At 73.0% G+C, this 13,527-nt stretch carries 19 protein-coding genes and 1 riboswitch; of the genes, 13 read left to right on the top strand and 6 right to left on the bottom strand.

Annotated features, from left to right (window positions below; genetic code table 11):
* Nucleotides 1-80: 80 nt before the first annotated feature.
* Nucleotides 81-284, bottom strand: a complete 204-nt coding sequence (locus J1G43_RS03165) for a hypothetical protein (RefSeq protein WP_207377948.1) — start codon at nucleotides 282-284, stop codon at nucleotides 81-83.
* Nucleotides 285-453: 169 nt separating this feature from the next.
* On the opposite strand from J1G43_RS03165, the gene J1G43_RS03160 reads away from it, so the two are divergent.
* From J1G43_RS03160 to J1G43_RS03150, 3 genes are all read left to right on the top strand, one after another.
* Nucleotides 454-1,062, top strand: a complete 609-nt coding sequence (locus J1G43_RS03160; RefSeq protein ID WP_307859457.1) for a DUF6318 family protein — start codon at nucleotides 454-456, stop codon at nucleotides 1,060-1,062.
* A gap of 29 nt (nucleotides 1,063-1,091) precedes the next feature.
* A complete protein-coding gene (locus tag J1G43_RS03155; RefSeq protein ID WP_242635191.1) occupies nucleotides 1,092-1,967 on the top strand; it encodes a hypothetical protein in 876 nt (291 codons plus the stop codon).
* A gap of 155 nt (nucleotides 1,968-2,122) precedes the next feature.
* A complete protein-coding gene (locus tag J1G43_RS03150) occupies nucleotides 2,123-3,358 on the top strand; it encodes a hypothetical protein (RefSeq protein ID WP_207377946.1) in 1,236 nt (411 codons plus the stop codon).
* 77 nt (nucleotides 3,359-3,435) lie between these two features.
* On the opposite strand, the gene J1G43_RS03145 is transcribed toward J1G43_RS03150, so the two are convergent.
* From J1G43_RS03145 to J1G43_RS19540, 4 genes are all read right to left on the bottom strand, one after another.
* The gene (locus tag J1G43_RS03145) at nucleotides 3,436-4,113 is read right to left on the bottom strand and encodes a hypothetical protein (protein ID WP_207369909.1); all 678 of its coding nucleotides are present in this window, start codon (nucleotides 4,111-4,113) and stop codon (nucleotides 3,436-3,438) included.
* Nucleotides 4,114-4,127: 14 nt separating this feature from the next.
* Nucleotides 4,128-4,240, bottom strand: a riboswitch (SAM riboswitch).
* Nucleotides 4,241-4,325: 85 nt separating this feature from the next.
* Nucleotides 4,326-5,279: an ADP-ribosylglycohydrolase family protein gene (locus J1G43_RS03140; protein WP_207377945.1), complete on the bottom strand. Its 954-nt coding sequence runs from the start codon at nucleotides 5,277-5,279 to the stop codon at nucleotides 4,326-4,328.
* 78 nt (nucleotides 5,280-5,357) lie between these two features.
* A complete protein-coding gene (locus tag J1G43_RS03135) occupies nucleotides 5,358-5,822 on the bottom strand; it encodes an HD domain-containing protein (RefSeq protein ID WP_207377944.1) in 465 nt (154 codons plus the stop codon).
* Nucleotides 5,819-6,493: a hypothetical protein gene (locus tag J1G43_RS19540; RefSeq protein ID WP_207377943.1), complete on the bottom strand. Its 675-nt coding sequence runs from the start codon at nucleotides 6,491-6,493 to the stop codon at nucleotides 5,819-5,821. Before J1G43_RS19540 ends, J1G43_RS03135 begins: the two co-directional genes overlap by 4 nt.
* A gap of 127 nt (nucleotides 6,494-6,620) precedes the next feature.
* Here J1G43_RS19540 and J1G43_RS03125 point away from each other — a divergent pair, with 127 nt between their 5' ends.
* From J1G43_RS03125 to J1G43_RS03110, 5 genes are read left to right on the top strand one after another with little or no spacing between them, the layout of a single operon-like run.
* The gene (locus J1G43_RS03125; protein WP_207377942.1) at nucleotides 6,621-6,929 is read left to right on the top strand and encodes a hypothetical protein; all 309 of its coding nucleotides are present in this window, start codon (nucleotides 6,621-6,623) and stop codon (nucleotides 6,927-6,929) included.
* Nucleotides 6,926-8,629 (top strand): hypothetical protein, encoded by a 1,704-nt coding sequence (locus tag J1G43_RS03120; protein WP_207339632.1) that lies wholly within the window; start codon nucleotides 6,926-6,928, stop codon nucleotides 8,627-8,629. The genes J1G43_RS03125 and J1G43_RS03120 overlap by 4 nt, the downstream gene beginning before the upstream one ends.
* Entirely contained in the window at nucleotides 8,626-8,883 is a 258-nt protein-coding gene (locus J1G43_RS18870) for a hypothetical protein (RefSeq protein ID WP_242635190.1), read from the top strand. Before J1G43_RS03120 ends, J1G43_RS18870 begins: the two co-directional genes overlap by 4 nt.
* Nucleotides 8,841-9,158, top strand: coding sequence for a glycohydrolase toxin TNT-related protein (locus J1G43_RS19770; RefSeq protein WP_374191791.1), 318 nt, complete (start codon nucleotides 8,841-8,843; stop codon nucleotides 9,156-9,158). The genes J1G43_RS18870 and J1G43_RS19770 overlap by 43 nt, the downstream gene beginning before the upstream one ends.
* A complete protein-coding gene (locus J1G43_RS03110) occupies nucleotides 9,155-9,640 on the top strand; it encodes a hypothetical protein (protein ID WP_207339634.1) in 486 nt (161 codons plus the stop codon). The genes J1G43_RS19770 and J1G43_RS03110 overlap by 4 nt, the downstream gene beginning before the upstream one ends.
* Nucleotides 9,641-10,007: 367 nt before the next feature.
* Here the strand turns inward: J1G43_RS03110 and J1G43_RS03105 are convergent, their stop codons facing one another.
* Nucleotides 10,008-10,631, bottom strand: coding sequence for a hypothetical protein (locus J1G43_RS03105; RefSeq protein WP_089797815.1), 624 nt, complete (start codon nucleotides 10,629-10,631; stop codon nucleotides 10,008-10,010).
* Between the two features lie 300 nt (nucleotides 10,632-10,931).
* On the opposite strand from J1G43_RS03105, the gene J1G43_RS03100 reads away from it, so the two are divergent.
* The 5 genes from J1G43_RS03100 to J1G43_RS03085 are packed head-to-tail and all read left to right on the top strand — an operon-like array spanning nucleotide 10,932 to nucleotide 13,094.
* The gene (locus J1G43_RS03100; RefSeq protein WP_207339636.1) at nucleotides 10,932-11,849 is read left to right on the top strand and encodes a hypothetical protein; all 918 of its coding nucleotides are present in this window, start codon (nucleotides 10,932-10,934) and stop codon (nucleotides 11,847-11,849) included.
* Nucleotides 11,846-12,112 (top strand): hypothetical protein, encoded by a 267-nt coding sequence (locus J1G43_RS03095; protein ID WP_089797836.1) that lies wholly within the window; start codon nucleotides 11,846-11,848, stop codon nucleotides 12,110-12,112. The genes J1G43_RS03100 and J1G43_RS03095 overlap by 4 nt, the downstream gene beginning before the upstream one ends.
* A 6-nt stretch (nucleotides 12,113-12,118) precedes the next feature.
* Nucleotides 12,119-12,217, top strand: a complete 99-nt coding sequence (locus tag J1G43_RS19765; protein WP_372434866.1) for a DUF6222 family protein — start codon at nucleotides 12,119-12,121, stop codon at nucleotides 12,215-12,217.
* A complete protein-coding gene (locus J1G43_RS03090) occupies nucleotides 12,214-12,693 on the top strand; it encodes a hypothetical protein (protein WP_207339637.1) in 480 nt (159 codons plus the stop codon). The genes J1G43_RS19765 and J1G43_RS03090 overlap by 4 nt, the downstream gene beginning before the upstream one ends.
* A 20-nt stretch (nucleotides 12,694-12,713) precedes the next feature.
* Entirely contained in the window at nucleotides 12,714-13,094 is a 381-nt protein-coding gene (locus J1G43_RS03085) for a hypothetical protein (RefSeq protein WP_207339638.1), read from the top strand.
* The last annotated feature ends 433 nt before the right edge of the window (nucleotides 13,095-13,527 follow it).

The following is a 13,527-nucleotide window of genomic DNA, read 5'->3' as shown; positions in this document are numbered from 1 at the left end:
ACGCGGGTCGGTAGCACCGGACGCGGGGACGGCGCCCACCCGGAGGGGCGGACGCCGTCGTCGTGCCGTGTGCCCGACCCTCAGGCGTAACCCGGCAGGCCCGGGTTCCGGGAGCCGTCCTTCGGCAGGACGGTCTCCTCGATCACGGGCAGCCCGCTGCCGTCGGCGACCCGGTCGTCCGCGGAATCGGCCTGCGGGGCGGTCGCGACCACGGGGTCGGGGACCCCGTCCGGGATCGGGGTGTCGGTCGGGGTGTCGGTCGTGGTGTCGTCAGGAACGGACATCGTCGGCCTCCCATCGTCGGTGGGCCCCGATCGTGGCACGTGACGTGCAGGTCCGCCTGGCGAGAAGGAGCGCGGGTGGGCCGGACGGGTACGGCGCCGGGCGTGGGCCGTCGTCCACAGGACGGTCGCCGGGAGCCCGCCGAGGCGGGCGAACCGGTACGTTCCCGGCATGGTTGTGGGGAGACGAGCATCCCGGATGGTTGTCGTCGCCGTCGCGCTCGGTGCGCTGATCGGTGGCTGTACAGACGCGCGGCCACCGGTGGCGAGCCCAGCCCCGACGGGATCGCCGACTACCACGCCGACCCCCATGTCGTCTGCGGCTCCGCCCTCGACGCCAGACCCCGCGACCCCGCCGACGCGCCCTGCCGCGATGGCCGAGCCGAGCGCCGAAGGAGCCGCGGCGGCAGCCGGCTACTTCATGTCGCTGTACGCCTACGCGAATGCCACCGGGGAACTGAGTGAATGGGACACGATGTCCGCCCCGGGCTGCACGTTCTGCGCGGGCGTGCGGGAGGACGTGGAGAGTCGCCGCACGGCGGGACTGCGCAACATCGGCGAGGTCCACGTGCGCTCGGCCGCCGGGACCGAGGTCGATGCCGGCCGGTGGTATTCAGCACGCCTCCACGTCGTCATCGGCGAGTCAGAGGACGTGAAGGACGACGGGTCCATCGTGGAGGTGCACCCGCCGGAGGATCACGAGATCGACGTCGTGATGACGTGGACGGACGCGTCATGGATCGTCGACGAAGTAGGCCCTGCCTCCGGCCCAACGACATGATTCGTCGCCTACCGCGGCTGCGAACCCTCATGGTCACCGCAGCAATCGTGCCGACGATGACGGTGACGGTCTTCCTCACGACACCCGCCCGCGCGGACGGAGACCCCGCCTTCGGTGGCCACCTGTCCGAGCAGTCGGCTCACATCTCCGCGTCCCGCGCCGAGGAGTTGGGGCGCGCAAACCTGTCGGTCACCCCTGAGCAACGGCTCTTCGAGTACGAACGGGCACCCTTCTGCCGCGAGGCCGCCGGGATGTGGGTCATGGGCATGGAGGACGGGAGCTGCGCCACGGGTGCCGACCTCGCGCGCGCGTCCGTGCAGTGCGAGGAGGGAGACACCCTCGTCATGCCGATGTGGCGACGAGAGCGCGCCACCGCCGCCTCCCCCTGGGGCGAGTGGACCGACATCGACGCCGGCGGATGCGGTGTCGACCTCCTGCCCGTCCTGACCGCCGAGGACTTCCGTCGCCTTCCGCTGCCGGCACCGCCGCTGACCCTGCAGCCGGACCGTGGGTGGGTGCTGGTGAACATCGAGACCATCGTCTACACCGACCCCGCGCCCGTGACGCTGCGCACCGAGCTGCTGGGGTACGGCGTCACCGTCGAAGCCACGCCGCGCTCCTGGACGTACGACTTCGGGGACGGGCACACGCTGCGCACCACCTCCCCCGGCCGACCGCACCCCCAGCACGACGTGTTCCACGAGTACGAGCACCCCGGCACCACCGCGATCACGTCCACGGCCGAGTGGACGGGCCGCTACCAGGTCGACGGCAGCGCCGTCTGGCGGGACGTCGACGGCACGGCCACGACCACCGCGACCACCACCCCCTTCACCGTGGAGGAACGGACCAGCCGGCTGGTGGGTGACCTGTGCACCGATCGACCCACCCCACCCGACTGCTGACCGCCGTGCGAGGACCCTGGCCAGGCCACCGGCCCGCACCGGAAGAGCCCTTCACCGGCACGGTGAACGGCTCCGGCAGCGGTCACCGTGGACCGGATGCCCCGCTCCGGCCCTCAATCCCTTCGTCCGGTCTGCCGATCTGTGAACCTGTGACCGTGCCCCCCGACGACCTGCCGCGCTCGCCGACCGGCCGCGTGCCGCAGTGGGTCGTCGACGAGACGGCCGGGTTCACGGTCGCACCGCCTGCGTGGCGCCCGGACGACGGCCGTCTGCCCCCGCCGCCGCGGCGGCGGAGCCTGTTGGGCCGGCTCGCGGTGGTCGTCGCGCTCGCGCTCGGCGGGTGGTGGGTCGTCACGGCCGTCCTGCCGGGCTTCCTGCGGGAGGTGGACGCGCCGTTCCTCGACGGCATCGTCGCGGGCCGGGTGCCGGAGCCGACCGCCGAGGTCGCCGCGCTGGCCACCGAGATGTTCCTCACCGACGAGGGGCGCGACCTGCTGTACCGGTCGGAGCCGGAGCTGCTGGGTGCGGCGGAGTTCACGGGGCGGTGCGACCGCGGCGACGCCCCCGCCGGGCAGAGCGGTGGCGCGGTGGGCTGCTACCACACGGCCGCCGGCGGTCTGGAGACCGGTGGGCGCATCGTCGTCTACGAGCCGGCGGACCCCCGCCTGCGCGGGTTCGTCGTCGAGACCGCCGCGCACGAGCTGCTGCACGCCGCGTGGAACGAGCTCACGGCGGATGAGCAGGCGACGGCGCTGGCGGCGCTGGAGCCGGTCGTCGCCGGCATCGACCCGGCCGACGACCTGCACGAGCAGCTCGCCGGATCCGTCGGCGGCACACCGGCCAACCGCGCGACCGAGCTGTTCGCGTACCTCGGCACGCAGGTGTGGCAGCCGGGTGGGCTCGACCCGGCGCTCGAGGGGCTGTACGGGCGGTTCATCGCCGACAGGGAGTCGTTGGTGGGGGTGCACACCGCGTTCGAGCAGCAGCTGGACCAGCTCACCACCGAGTACGAGTCCGCACTGGCGACGTTCGAGGGCCGTCAGATGGAGCAGGTCAGGGCCACGATGGAGCTCGACGCGGACACCGACGAGCTCGCGCAGTACCGCGCGACGATCGAGGAGGAGGAGGCGCGCCTCGCGTCGCTGCCGGCCTCCCAGCGCGCGCGGTCGCTGCTGTCGTGGACGTGGCGCGACGGCACCACGCTGCCGCAGGCGCCGGCCGACGAGCTGCTGGCCGATGCGCGCGCCCTGCTCGCCCGGGACGAGGCGGAGCTCGCCGCCCGCACGGAGGCGCTGCGGGCCACGGATGAGGAGATCCTCGCGGAGCAGACGCGGATCACGACGGTACGGGTCGAGCTCGAGGCGCTGCTCGGGCAGCTCGTCCCGGGGTGATCGTCGGCCGGGACGTCCCGGCACCGCCGGACGACGCCGCCCCGGGGCCAGGGGCGCGGCGCCGTCCGGCGATCACCTCAGGCCTCGAGACCCGGAGGCAGCGCGATCTCGTACCCGATGCCGCTCAGCGCCGTGGCGTCGTCCGCGGCGTCGATGGTGCTGCCGGGCAGCAGCACGTCGGACAGGACCCGTCCGGTCGCGTCGGCGTGGTGGATCGCCGTGACCCCCCGCCCCCGGTACTGGTAGGCCAGCACGAGCACCCAGTCGACCGGCGCGGCGTCGGGGCCGCGCCCGTGCCGCAGCGGCGGGTCCAGGTGGTAGAGCGTCGCGGTGTGCGGCGGGATCGGCCGCCCGTCGTCGGCGCCCTCCTCGGGCTGCAGCGAGGCGACCTGCCATGCCACCGTGCGCCCGGGACGTCGCTGCAGCGTCCGCAGGCACGGTGTCCGCTCCTCGCGTGACGCCACGGCGACGTACCGGTCCCCCACGCGCACCACCCCGAGGTCGTCGTGCACCCACACGGTCGGGTCGTCGGTGCGCAGGTGGGCGACGAACGGTGCGTGGTCGTGCAGCCACCAGGTCGCGGTGGCACCGGAGGCGTGCTCGAGGCCGATGCGGTGCGGCCCCACGACCGTGAGCCGCCAGGGCGTCCCGGAGGCGGCGACGGCGCGGGCGACGAGCTCCGGCTGGACGACGTGGCCCGGTGAGGTGGACACGCACACCACGTGGGTGGGGGGATCGAGAGCGAGGTCGGACACGGGTTCTCCCGGAGGTCGAGCGTCTTCCCGTGCCGGCGGCGCGGGCGGATCTTCCTCCGGGGGCACCGTGCGCTCTGCGCGGTTGCCAGTCGGCCTGCCGGAGGGCTTGTGGCCGAGCTTCGTGATCGGGGCCCACGGTAGCGGCAAGGGCTGACATCACCGGCCCGTCGGGGAGATCCAGACCGTCGTCACCAGCTGACGGCCCGGCTCCCTCAGGCTGCGCCCGGGCCACCGCCCACCGCGCGCACGGCCAGGTCGGCCAGGTCGTCGGCGTCGAGGCCCGGCCATCCGTGCAGCTTCTGCCGCCACTCGGCGGGCACAGCCGCGGCGCCGTGCGCCGCACCGGCGAGCGCACCGGCGATCGCCGCGACCGTGTCGGTGTCACGTCCCCCGCGCACGGCGCGCTCCAGGACGTCGACGAGGTCCGCGCCGTGGTGCAGGGCCGACCAGGCGCCCTGCAGCGCCTGCACCACCCACCCGTTCTTGGCGAAGTCCGCCGGCTGCAACTCCTCCGCCTCGGCGATGACGGCCGCCCACCGTGCCCGCCGGTCCGCCGGGAGCCACGTGAGCTGCGCCGTCAGGTCGACGACGCCCTCGCGCACCGCGTGCCGCACCGCCAGCGACCACAGCACGCACGCGTCCCCGGCGTCGGGGTCGCCGTGCGTGAGGTCGGAGACGGCGCGCGCGGCCGCCGCGAGCGCCTCCTCCCGACCGTCGCCGAGGTACCCGAGCGCCACGGGGCCGGTGCGCATGAGCGTGCCGTTGCCACCCGCGTGCCGGGGGTTGGCGGCATAGTGCTCAGCGGACTGCCGACGGGCCGCTGCGGCGGTGGGCTCCGGCAGGGCGTCGAGCAGGGTGCTGGTCTGCACCCCGATGTCCGTGGCGGTCAGCGCCCACTCCGCCCACGCGGCGACGATCCGGTCGAGGCACGCCTCGTCGGCGAGCGAGCCGCCGTCGGCCAGCACCTGCGCGATCGGCACGGCCATGGACGTGTCGTCGGTCCACTCCCCCGGCTCCCAGTCGAAGCTGCCGCCCCCGGCCATGTGGACAGGCTGGTCGTCGGGCAGCGGCGGACCGAACTCGTAGCCGGCGCCCAGGGCGTCGCCCGCGGCGGAGCCGAGCAGGGCGCCGATGGCGCGGTCGGTCTGGGCAGGGGTGAGGGGCATGGGACCTCCGGGGGCGGGGACAGCGGGTGCCCGAGGGTGCCACGAGGCACCGACATCGCTGGTCGGAGGGCCTGCGCGTCACCCGTCGGCGGTTGCCCCGGCGGGTGGGCCGGCGAGCAGCTGCCGGACGCGCGCGTACTTCGCCACCAGTCGCGCCCGGGTCGCGTCGTCCAGGGCCGCGAGCCGGGCGGGGTCCGTGTTGTCCGCCAGGTCCGCCGTCTTGACGGCCACGGCCAGCGGGTCGCGCCGCACGCGTGCGATGTAGTCCTCCAGGGGCTCACCGGCGACCTTGCTCACCGCGACGACCGCCGCGACGACGTCGTCCGGGATGCCGGCGGCGCGCAGGTCGTCGGGGGTGACGTCGGTGTCCTCGACCACGTCGTGCAGCCACGCGGCGGCGACCACGCGCTCGTCACCGCCGGCGGCTGCGGCGTGCGCGGCCACGCGCGCCGGGTGCCCGATGTAAGGCGCACCGGCCTTGTCGCTCTGGCCACGGTGGGCGTCGGTCGCGATCCGGCGCGCGGTGGTGACGAGGTCGGTCACGACGCGCCGTCCGGGGCGGGGTCGGGGGCGGGATCCGGTGCGGGATCCGGACCAGGTGCGCCCGCGGCGGGACGGTCGACGGTGAGGCTCGTCGCCAGCGCGCGGACGGCCTGCTCCAACGCGGCCACGTGCGGCTCGCCCGTGGTGGTGCCGGTGAGCACCGCCAGCCAGATCGAGTCCGGCACGGGTGCGGCCACCTGGACGGTGTGCTGCTCGCCGCCGGTGACGGTCTGCTCGGAGCGCGTCGCCAGGAGCCCGGGACCCAGGCCCGTGGCGACGGGCTCCCCCGCCCGCAGCACGAGCCGCGCGAGGTCGAGGTCGGCCCGGACCGGCGCGGTGCGCAGCCAGGTCAGGCTCATGGTCGAGACGTCGGGCTCGTCGTGCTGCTCCGGGGTGACGTCCGTCGGCAGGTGCAGGAACGTCGCGAGCGCACCGCTGGCGGCGCTCGCCCGCGCGACGCCGTGCAGCAGGTACCCCAGGCCGCCGCGGCGGCGGTCGTCCAGCGCCGCCCACAGCGGGGTCCGCGCGACGAGCGCGAGCAGGTCGTCGCCGAGCGAGGCCGAGTCCCCGCGCAGCGTCTGCCAGCCGGCGGGCGCCTGCAGCGTGAAGGCGAACGGCGGGCGCGCAGGCGTCCCGGCGCGACGTCCCGGGGGTGCGGCTGCGGTGCTCACAAGCCGCGAGCCTAGCGAGGGACGGCGGCGCGAACGGGGCGAAACACCTCACCCTCGGGACGACGCCCACGACACGGGTCGAACCAGTATGTTTCGGGCAGCCACCGACGACCCGGAGGGACGCCCGATGACCGCCGTCGACGCGGCCGAGCAGCGCGTGCAGGAGCTGCAGGCCCTGCTCGCCGCCGTGCGTGCCGCCCGCGCGCGCGTGCCCTCGCTGCGGCGCGCGACCGGGACGGTCGGCGCACCCGGGAGCTGGACGGGCACCGCCGCGCACCGGCTGCACCACGACGAGCTGGTGCCCCTGACCGACCAGCTGACTCATGGCCTGGACCGGGCTGAGCAGGCCGTGCTGGACGACCTGCAGCAGGCCCGGCGCGCGCTCACCCGCGCGGAGGACGAGCAGGAGGCCGCCGAGCGGAGGCCCGCGTCGTGACCCGGGTGGTGGAGGTCAGCGCGGACGCGGTCGCGGGTGTGCGCTCGGACGTCGCGGCGGTGCGGGAGTCGCTGGACGCGGACTGGGGATCGCTGCGGTCGCGGGCGCTGGCGCTCGGGGTGCGCACCTCGGGGTTCGACGACGTGCTGGGCGCCCGTGACCGGCTGGGCACCCACGTGCTGCCCGTGGTCGACCGGCACCTGGACCGGGCCCGGGCGCTGGAGCAGCTGCGGTACGGGTCGATGGGCGGACCGCTGCCCGTGCTCGACGTCGACCCCGCACCCCTCGCGGTGCCGTTCACCTCCTCCCCGATCGGCGACGGCGGCACGACCCTGACCTGGGCGGCGACCTCCCAGGCCGAGGTCGAGGCCGACGAGCAGCAGGCCCAGGAGTCCCGCGGGATCGGCGACTGGTTCGCCGACCGGTGGGACGACGCCTCCGACGCCGCGGCCGACGGCACCCAGTGGGTCGCCGACAAGGCCGGGCAGGCCTGGGAGGCCGTCACCGACGCCGGGGCGGCCATCGGCGACTGGTGGGAGCGCACCACCGCCGACCTCGGCACGTGGATCGACACCCACCTGGACGGGGTCCGCGAGTTCATCGGCCGACACGTGGCGGTCTTCCGGTTCCTGGCCGACGCCCTGCGGATCGTCGGGTGGATCCTGGTGGCCGTCGGGGTCGTGCTGTCCGTCGCGCTGGCGATCATCGGCGCCATGGGCGGCACCGCCGCCGGCGCGGTCTTCGGGTTCGGCGTCGGCGCTGTGCCCGGCGGAGCGGCCGGCGCCGTGGCCGGGCTGTCCCTCGGCCTGAAGGTCCTCGGCGTGGGGTTCACCCTGGTGTCGGTCGGGGACTTCCTCGACGTGGCCGCCGACTGGGGCGAAGGAAAGATCGACGGGCAGGAGCTGGTCAAGCGCGGGTCCATCGAGCTCGGCCTCGCCGTCACGTCGCTGATCGGCGTGGGGGTCGTCGGCAAGGTCCTGCAGAAGGCCCTCGCGCACCTGCCCGCGTCGTGGCGGCGGCGGATCGACGACTGGCTGACCCCCGCTGACGGTCGCACTCCGGCCGGCAAGCCCTCCGCATGGGTCGGCCCGGACGGGCTTCGCCTCTCGGCCGACGAGGTGGCCGCGGTCGACGACCTCATGCGCAAGGCCGCGCGCGCGGAGCCGGACATCACCGACCCGCTCCAGCGCATGGTCGGGCAGGTCGACGGCGCGACCATGCCTGGGTTGGAGTACCGCCTGAAGGGCTCGGACTCGCTGTACCGCAAGATCGCGACGGACCTCATGGACGACGCGCCGCCCCGGGACGTCGCAGGCGCCCTCGCCCGGATCAAGGACGCGGTCCGCTACACCGCCCAGATCCCTGATGCCGACTTCGCCAGCGGGGTCGAGCGTGTGACGAGGGACCTGCGCGCGGAAGGGTTCACGCCCGTGTCGTGGAAGAACACCTTCGGTCAGCCGGGCTACCAGGGCATCAACAGCGCGTGGCGGTCCCCCGACGGACAGGTCTTCGAGCTCCAGTTCCACACCCCGACGAGCTTCGATGTGAAGATGCGGAGCCACGAGCTCTACGAACAGATTCGACTGCCCAACATCAGCCCGCAGGAACGGGCCCGGCTCGAGGCGGAGTCGCAACGCGTGTTCGCCACCGTACCGACGCCACCCGGCGCACCCTCGATCCCAGCACCGGAGATCCGATGACACCCCAGACCGAGTACTTCGCCCTCCTGTGGGACGGCGACGACATCGCCCACCCACGCGCCGTCCTCCGACGGCGGCCCGCACCCGAGCAACCGTTCGAGGAGATCCTGCGCGCGGACGGCACCTGGGAGAACACCGGGATCCTCGCCCTGGTGCGCCTGAACATGTACGAGCACGACGTGCAGCCGATCAGCGCCGATGCTGCTCTCGAATTCGAGCGCCGGCTGCTGTCGGGAGGACTAAGCAAGGGCTGAGGTCCGGGCGGAGGACCGCGCGCGGCGGCGACCGCCGGCGCCCCAGATCGATCGAGACCTCTCTGCCGCCCGGCCACCTCGCGCGAGAGCTGCACAACTACGAGTTCACCGGGCGCCTGCCGCACGGGCTGACGATCGAGGTCTCCGAGATCGAGCCGGCCTTCGGGCGTCCGGGAGGCGGCGTCCAGGTTCGCTTCATGAAAGGCACGAAGCCTGTTCCGATCGCCGACCTGCTGCCCGGCAGCGGCTCGCGCTACGAAGGAGTCCTCAAGTGACAGACCTCGGGCTGAACCCGGCACTGGCCGCACTCGCTCAGGACGCCCGGCTGCAGTGGGAGGCCGGACCGGACGGCGGGCTCGTCGTGGGCGAGTCGGAGGTGAAGCTCGTCGTCACCCGCGACGGCGAAGACTTCGTCATCGACCGCATCAGCCGGGGCGCGCCTGCCGGCACCCAGCTGCGCACCCGGGAGCGCTCTGCGGTCGAGCGGTACCTCGTCTCCTGGATCGGCGACGCTTGGCGCGAGAGTCACCGCCTGCCACGCGCCGTGCCTGACTCCTCCATCGCTGTCGCCGACATCATCGAGGGCGAGAACTGGGACGCGACCCTCACGTGGACCGAGGACGGGCGGCGGTCCACCGCCACCGAGCTCAACGTCGGCGCAGCGCGCCGCCTGGCCGCCCTGCTCGCGCACGACCTCGACGCGCTCGTCGCCTCGTACCAGGCCCCGGAAGGGCGGCCTGCACTCGTGATCGTCTGACTCGACGGCGGCCCGGCCAGCACGACGATGGTCTGCTCGAAGCCGGCGTCGCCGAAGGGAGCGACCTGGCCACCACATCCCGTCACGCACTCGACCGCTTCCTGGTCCTGTCCGCCCGACAGAGCTGGCGTTCCAGGAATCGCCTTCGACCGCTGCGGGCACCTTCCGGTGACGGCCCCCTCGAACGTGACCGCGCGCGCCGACGGGCCGGGCTGGTCGGTGGACTGGACCGACCTCGAGGGCCCACAGCGCGCGACGCTCTGGTGGCAGTTCGACGCCCACGAGCTGGCTCTGGGTGACGGCGACCTCGTCCGGCGACCCTGCGAGAGCTCGGGCCACGGTTCGCGCATCCCTCACCCCCGAGGCGTCAGCACCCGACCGTGAACTCCGCCTCCTCGACACGCCAGGTCGCTCCGCCGTCAGGGCTCGCCAACGTCATCGCCGAGCCCACGAACTGGGCGTACTCGGCTTGCTCGAGAGTCAGCGGGGCCGCGGCGTCCGGCATCGTGAACCTGACGTCGGCGTAGTCCTCGCACACCGACGCCGTGGCGGTCGCGCCGTCGACCACGACGTCGGAGATGGTGACGCGCAAGGCCCCCTCGTACCCCCATCCGGCCTCGCGATCCCTCTGCACCAGGGACTCGACCCAGGTGAGCTGGCTCGGCGAGACCGTCGACGCGAGGCCAGGGCTGATCGCGCCCTCCTTCTGGGACCGCCAGGTCTCCACCTCGGTCCTCGCGACCGCGTCGTGCGCTGCGGCGGCCGGACCCCTCAGGTCAGGGATGTCGACGAAGACGATCCCCGCACCGTCCGGGTCCGACAGGTCGGACGCCGTGACCTCGGCGGGCGTCGGGGACGGCGTCGGCGAGGGCGTCGGCGACGGCGTGGGTGACGCCGACGCCGTCGGCTCCGCCGTCGCGGCCTGCTCGACCGCGCACCCCGCGAGCCCCGTCACGACCACCCCGACGACCAGCACCGTCGTACGACGCACCACACACCTCCACGCCACCGCGCACCGTGCGCCGCAGACCGCGCGAAGGGTAGCAAAGCGGACGCTCGGGTGGGCATCAGCGTGCAGGACATGGTCGAGCCCGGAGCTGCACGGCACGACGTCCTCGAGCGGCGCGAGGGTGTCCGTCAGTGGCGCCGGCAGCGGCGGGCGCGGGCGCGAGGAAGCGCGCCGTGACGCAGCATCGAGATGGCGCCGGGAACGCCCGGCGCGATCGTCCGCACGACGAGCAAGGAGAGCACGCACGGGTATCGACGACCTCCGGGGCAAGGCCTCCGACGCGTGGCCGGGCTGTCCCTCGGCCTGAAGGTCCTCGGCGTCGGATTCACCCTGGTCTCCGTCGGGGACTTCCTCGACGTGGCTGCCGACTGGGGCGAGGGCAAGATCGACGGGCAGGACCTCGTCAAGCTCGGCTCCCTGGAGCTCGGACTGGCCCTCACGTCCCTCATCGGCGTCGGGGTCGTCGGGAAGATCCTGCAGAAGGCCGTGAAGCACATGCCCGCGTCGTGGCGGCGGCGGATCGACGACTGGCTGGCTCCACCCAACGACCGCCACCGTCCACCCGGCTCGGCAACTGAGTGGGTAGGACCGAACGGGCTGCGGCTCTCCGGCGACGAGGTCGCCGAGGTCGACGCGCTCCTGCTCGCGGCGTCCCGTTCCGAGCCGGCCATCACAACTGGGCTTCAGCGCACATTGGGCCGGATCGACGGGGCGACGATGCCGGGGCTCGAGTTCCGACTGAAATCTCCGGACTCGCTCTACCGCAAGATCGCGACCGACCTCGAGGGCAACGAACCACCGCGAGACGTCAGACGTGCCGTGTCAAGGATCAAGGACGCGGTCCGCTACACCGCGCAAGTCCCGGACGCCGACTTCGCGCGCGGAGTCGAACTCGTCACAAGCGACCTCTCGGCGCGGGGCTTCACACCTGTGTCGTGGAAGAACACCTTCGGTCAACCCGGGTACCAAGGCATCAACAGCGCCTGGCGGTCACCCGACGGGCAAGTTTTCGAGCTCCAGTTCCACACTCCAACGAGCTTCGATGTGAAGATGCGTAGCCACGACGTCTACGAGCGGTTGAGGCTGCCCAACCTGAGCCGGCAGGAACGAACTCGACTCCTCGCCGAGACGGTGCGGATCTTCGAGACCGTGCCCATGCCACCCGGGGCCACTGCCCTCAGAGGACCGGAGATCAGATGACAGCCCACACCGAGTACTTCGGGATCCTGTGGGACGGCGACAGCGCCTCCCGACCTCGAGCCATTCTGCGGCGGCGGCCTGTCGGCGACGAATGGGAAGAGGAGCTCCTCCGCAGTGACGGGACGTGGGAGGGCACCGGCATCCTGGCGCTGGTGAGCCTCAACATGTACGAGCACGACGTGCAGCCGATCAGCGCTGCCACAGCCCGTGACTTCGAGCGACGCCTCCTGTCCCGACGCCCTGCGGAGCATGACGAGAGCTGAGCACCGATCGGGGATCGCGGGTTCCGATGGAGCGACGTCATCGCCGAGCTCACACGAGAGACCGTCGCCCGTCCGTTCCACATCAAGGAAGGTGGCCTCGAGTGACGCTCACGCAGCCCGAGCTCCTGCTCTCATTCGTCGTCGAGGCGGGTGGTGTCGCCGAGCAGCGCGGTGACGTGCTGCACCTCCGCCTCGACGACGTGACGCTCCTCGTCCGTGCCGACGAGGGCCGTTACGTCGTCGAGCACATGGAGCGCGGCGTCGTCGAAGGGACCGACCTCGACACCACGTCCCGTCACGCTCTCGACCGCTTCCTGGTCCTGTCCGCCGGCCAGAGCTGGCGTTCCAGGAATCGTCTTCGCCCACTGCGGGCACCTTCCGGGGGCATCTCGGAGGTGACCGTGCGCGCCGACGGTCCGGGATGGTCGGTGGACTGGGCCGACCTCGAAGGCCCGCAGCATGCGACTCTCTGGTCGAAGTTCGACGCCCACGAACTGGCCCGGGCACTCCCCCACACGCTGCAGGACGTCGCCGCGTCGATCCGAGACGTCGACGGGCGCCCGTTGTACGAGGTGGTGTGACGGATGCGGGAGCAACTCCCATGAAGTCCGCGTTCCTCGTGTCCGCCGCCGAGTCGTTCGAGGACGACGTCTGGCGTGCCGCGCGCAGCCTCGGGGGGGACGTCTCCGAGGCGTCCACGCGGGTCCAGGACGAGCAGGGACGCGTGCTGCTGATCACCGGCGGTCTCGGTCTCGACGGCGCGGGCGCGTGGCAGGACGACCTGGTCTCGTCCCCGGGCCTGGACGCCCTGCCCGATCTCAGCACAGCCGCAGCGGTCCTCGTCGAGTGCCGGTGGGAGGACCTGTTCGCCTCCTGGATCGCAAGGCTCGCCGCGCTCCTGCCTGGGGCTGCGTGGGTCGTGGACGACGACGGCGTCGTGTGGCCGGCGACGCGCGTCGATCCGGAGGGCGTGCGGTTGTGATGGTTGGGGTCGCCGTCGCTCGGATAGCGGCACCCGCGGTCCACAAGCGCCCGTCCCAGGCTTTCGGGGCCCCACTTCTTGCAGCTGCAAGGCGCATATCGTGGATGCGTGACGAGGAAGTCGGACCGCCGAAGCACCTTCGCAGACCTGGTGCGAGAAGTCCGTGAGCATCCGATGGTCAGCGAGCCGGAGCCCGGGGGCGTCACTGACCCGGAAGGGACGCGCTGGCGGCCGAGCACGAGCAGCATCAGTGAAGGGCAGGCGCTCGCTCTTCTGAAGGATGGCGCGCGTGTGGCCTGGGACCCGTGCGGCTGTGGTGGCTACTGCGGGTTCACCTGGTTCGGGCCGGAGGAGACGACCCGCTTGGTCGCCTCTGGAATGCCCACGGTACGGAACACGAAGCGACGGCACGGGAACATCAGCGCGTGGACGG

The sequence above is a fragment of the Cellulomonas sp. zg-ZUI22 genome (assembly GCF_017353535.1).
Taxonomy (GTDB): Bacteria; Actinomycetota; Actinomycetes; order Actinomycetales; family Cellulomonadaceae; genus Cellulomonas; species Cellulomonas wangleii.
The sequence above is the reverse complement of the archived record's forward strand: the minus strand, read 5'-3'. Positions and strand labels throughout refer to the sequence as shown.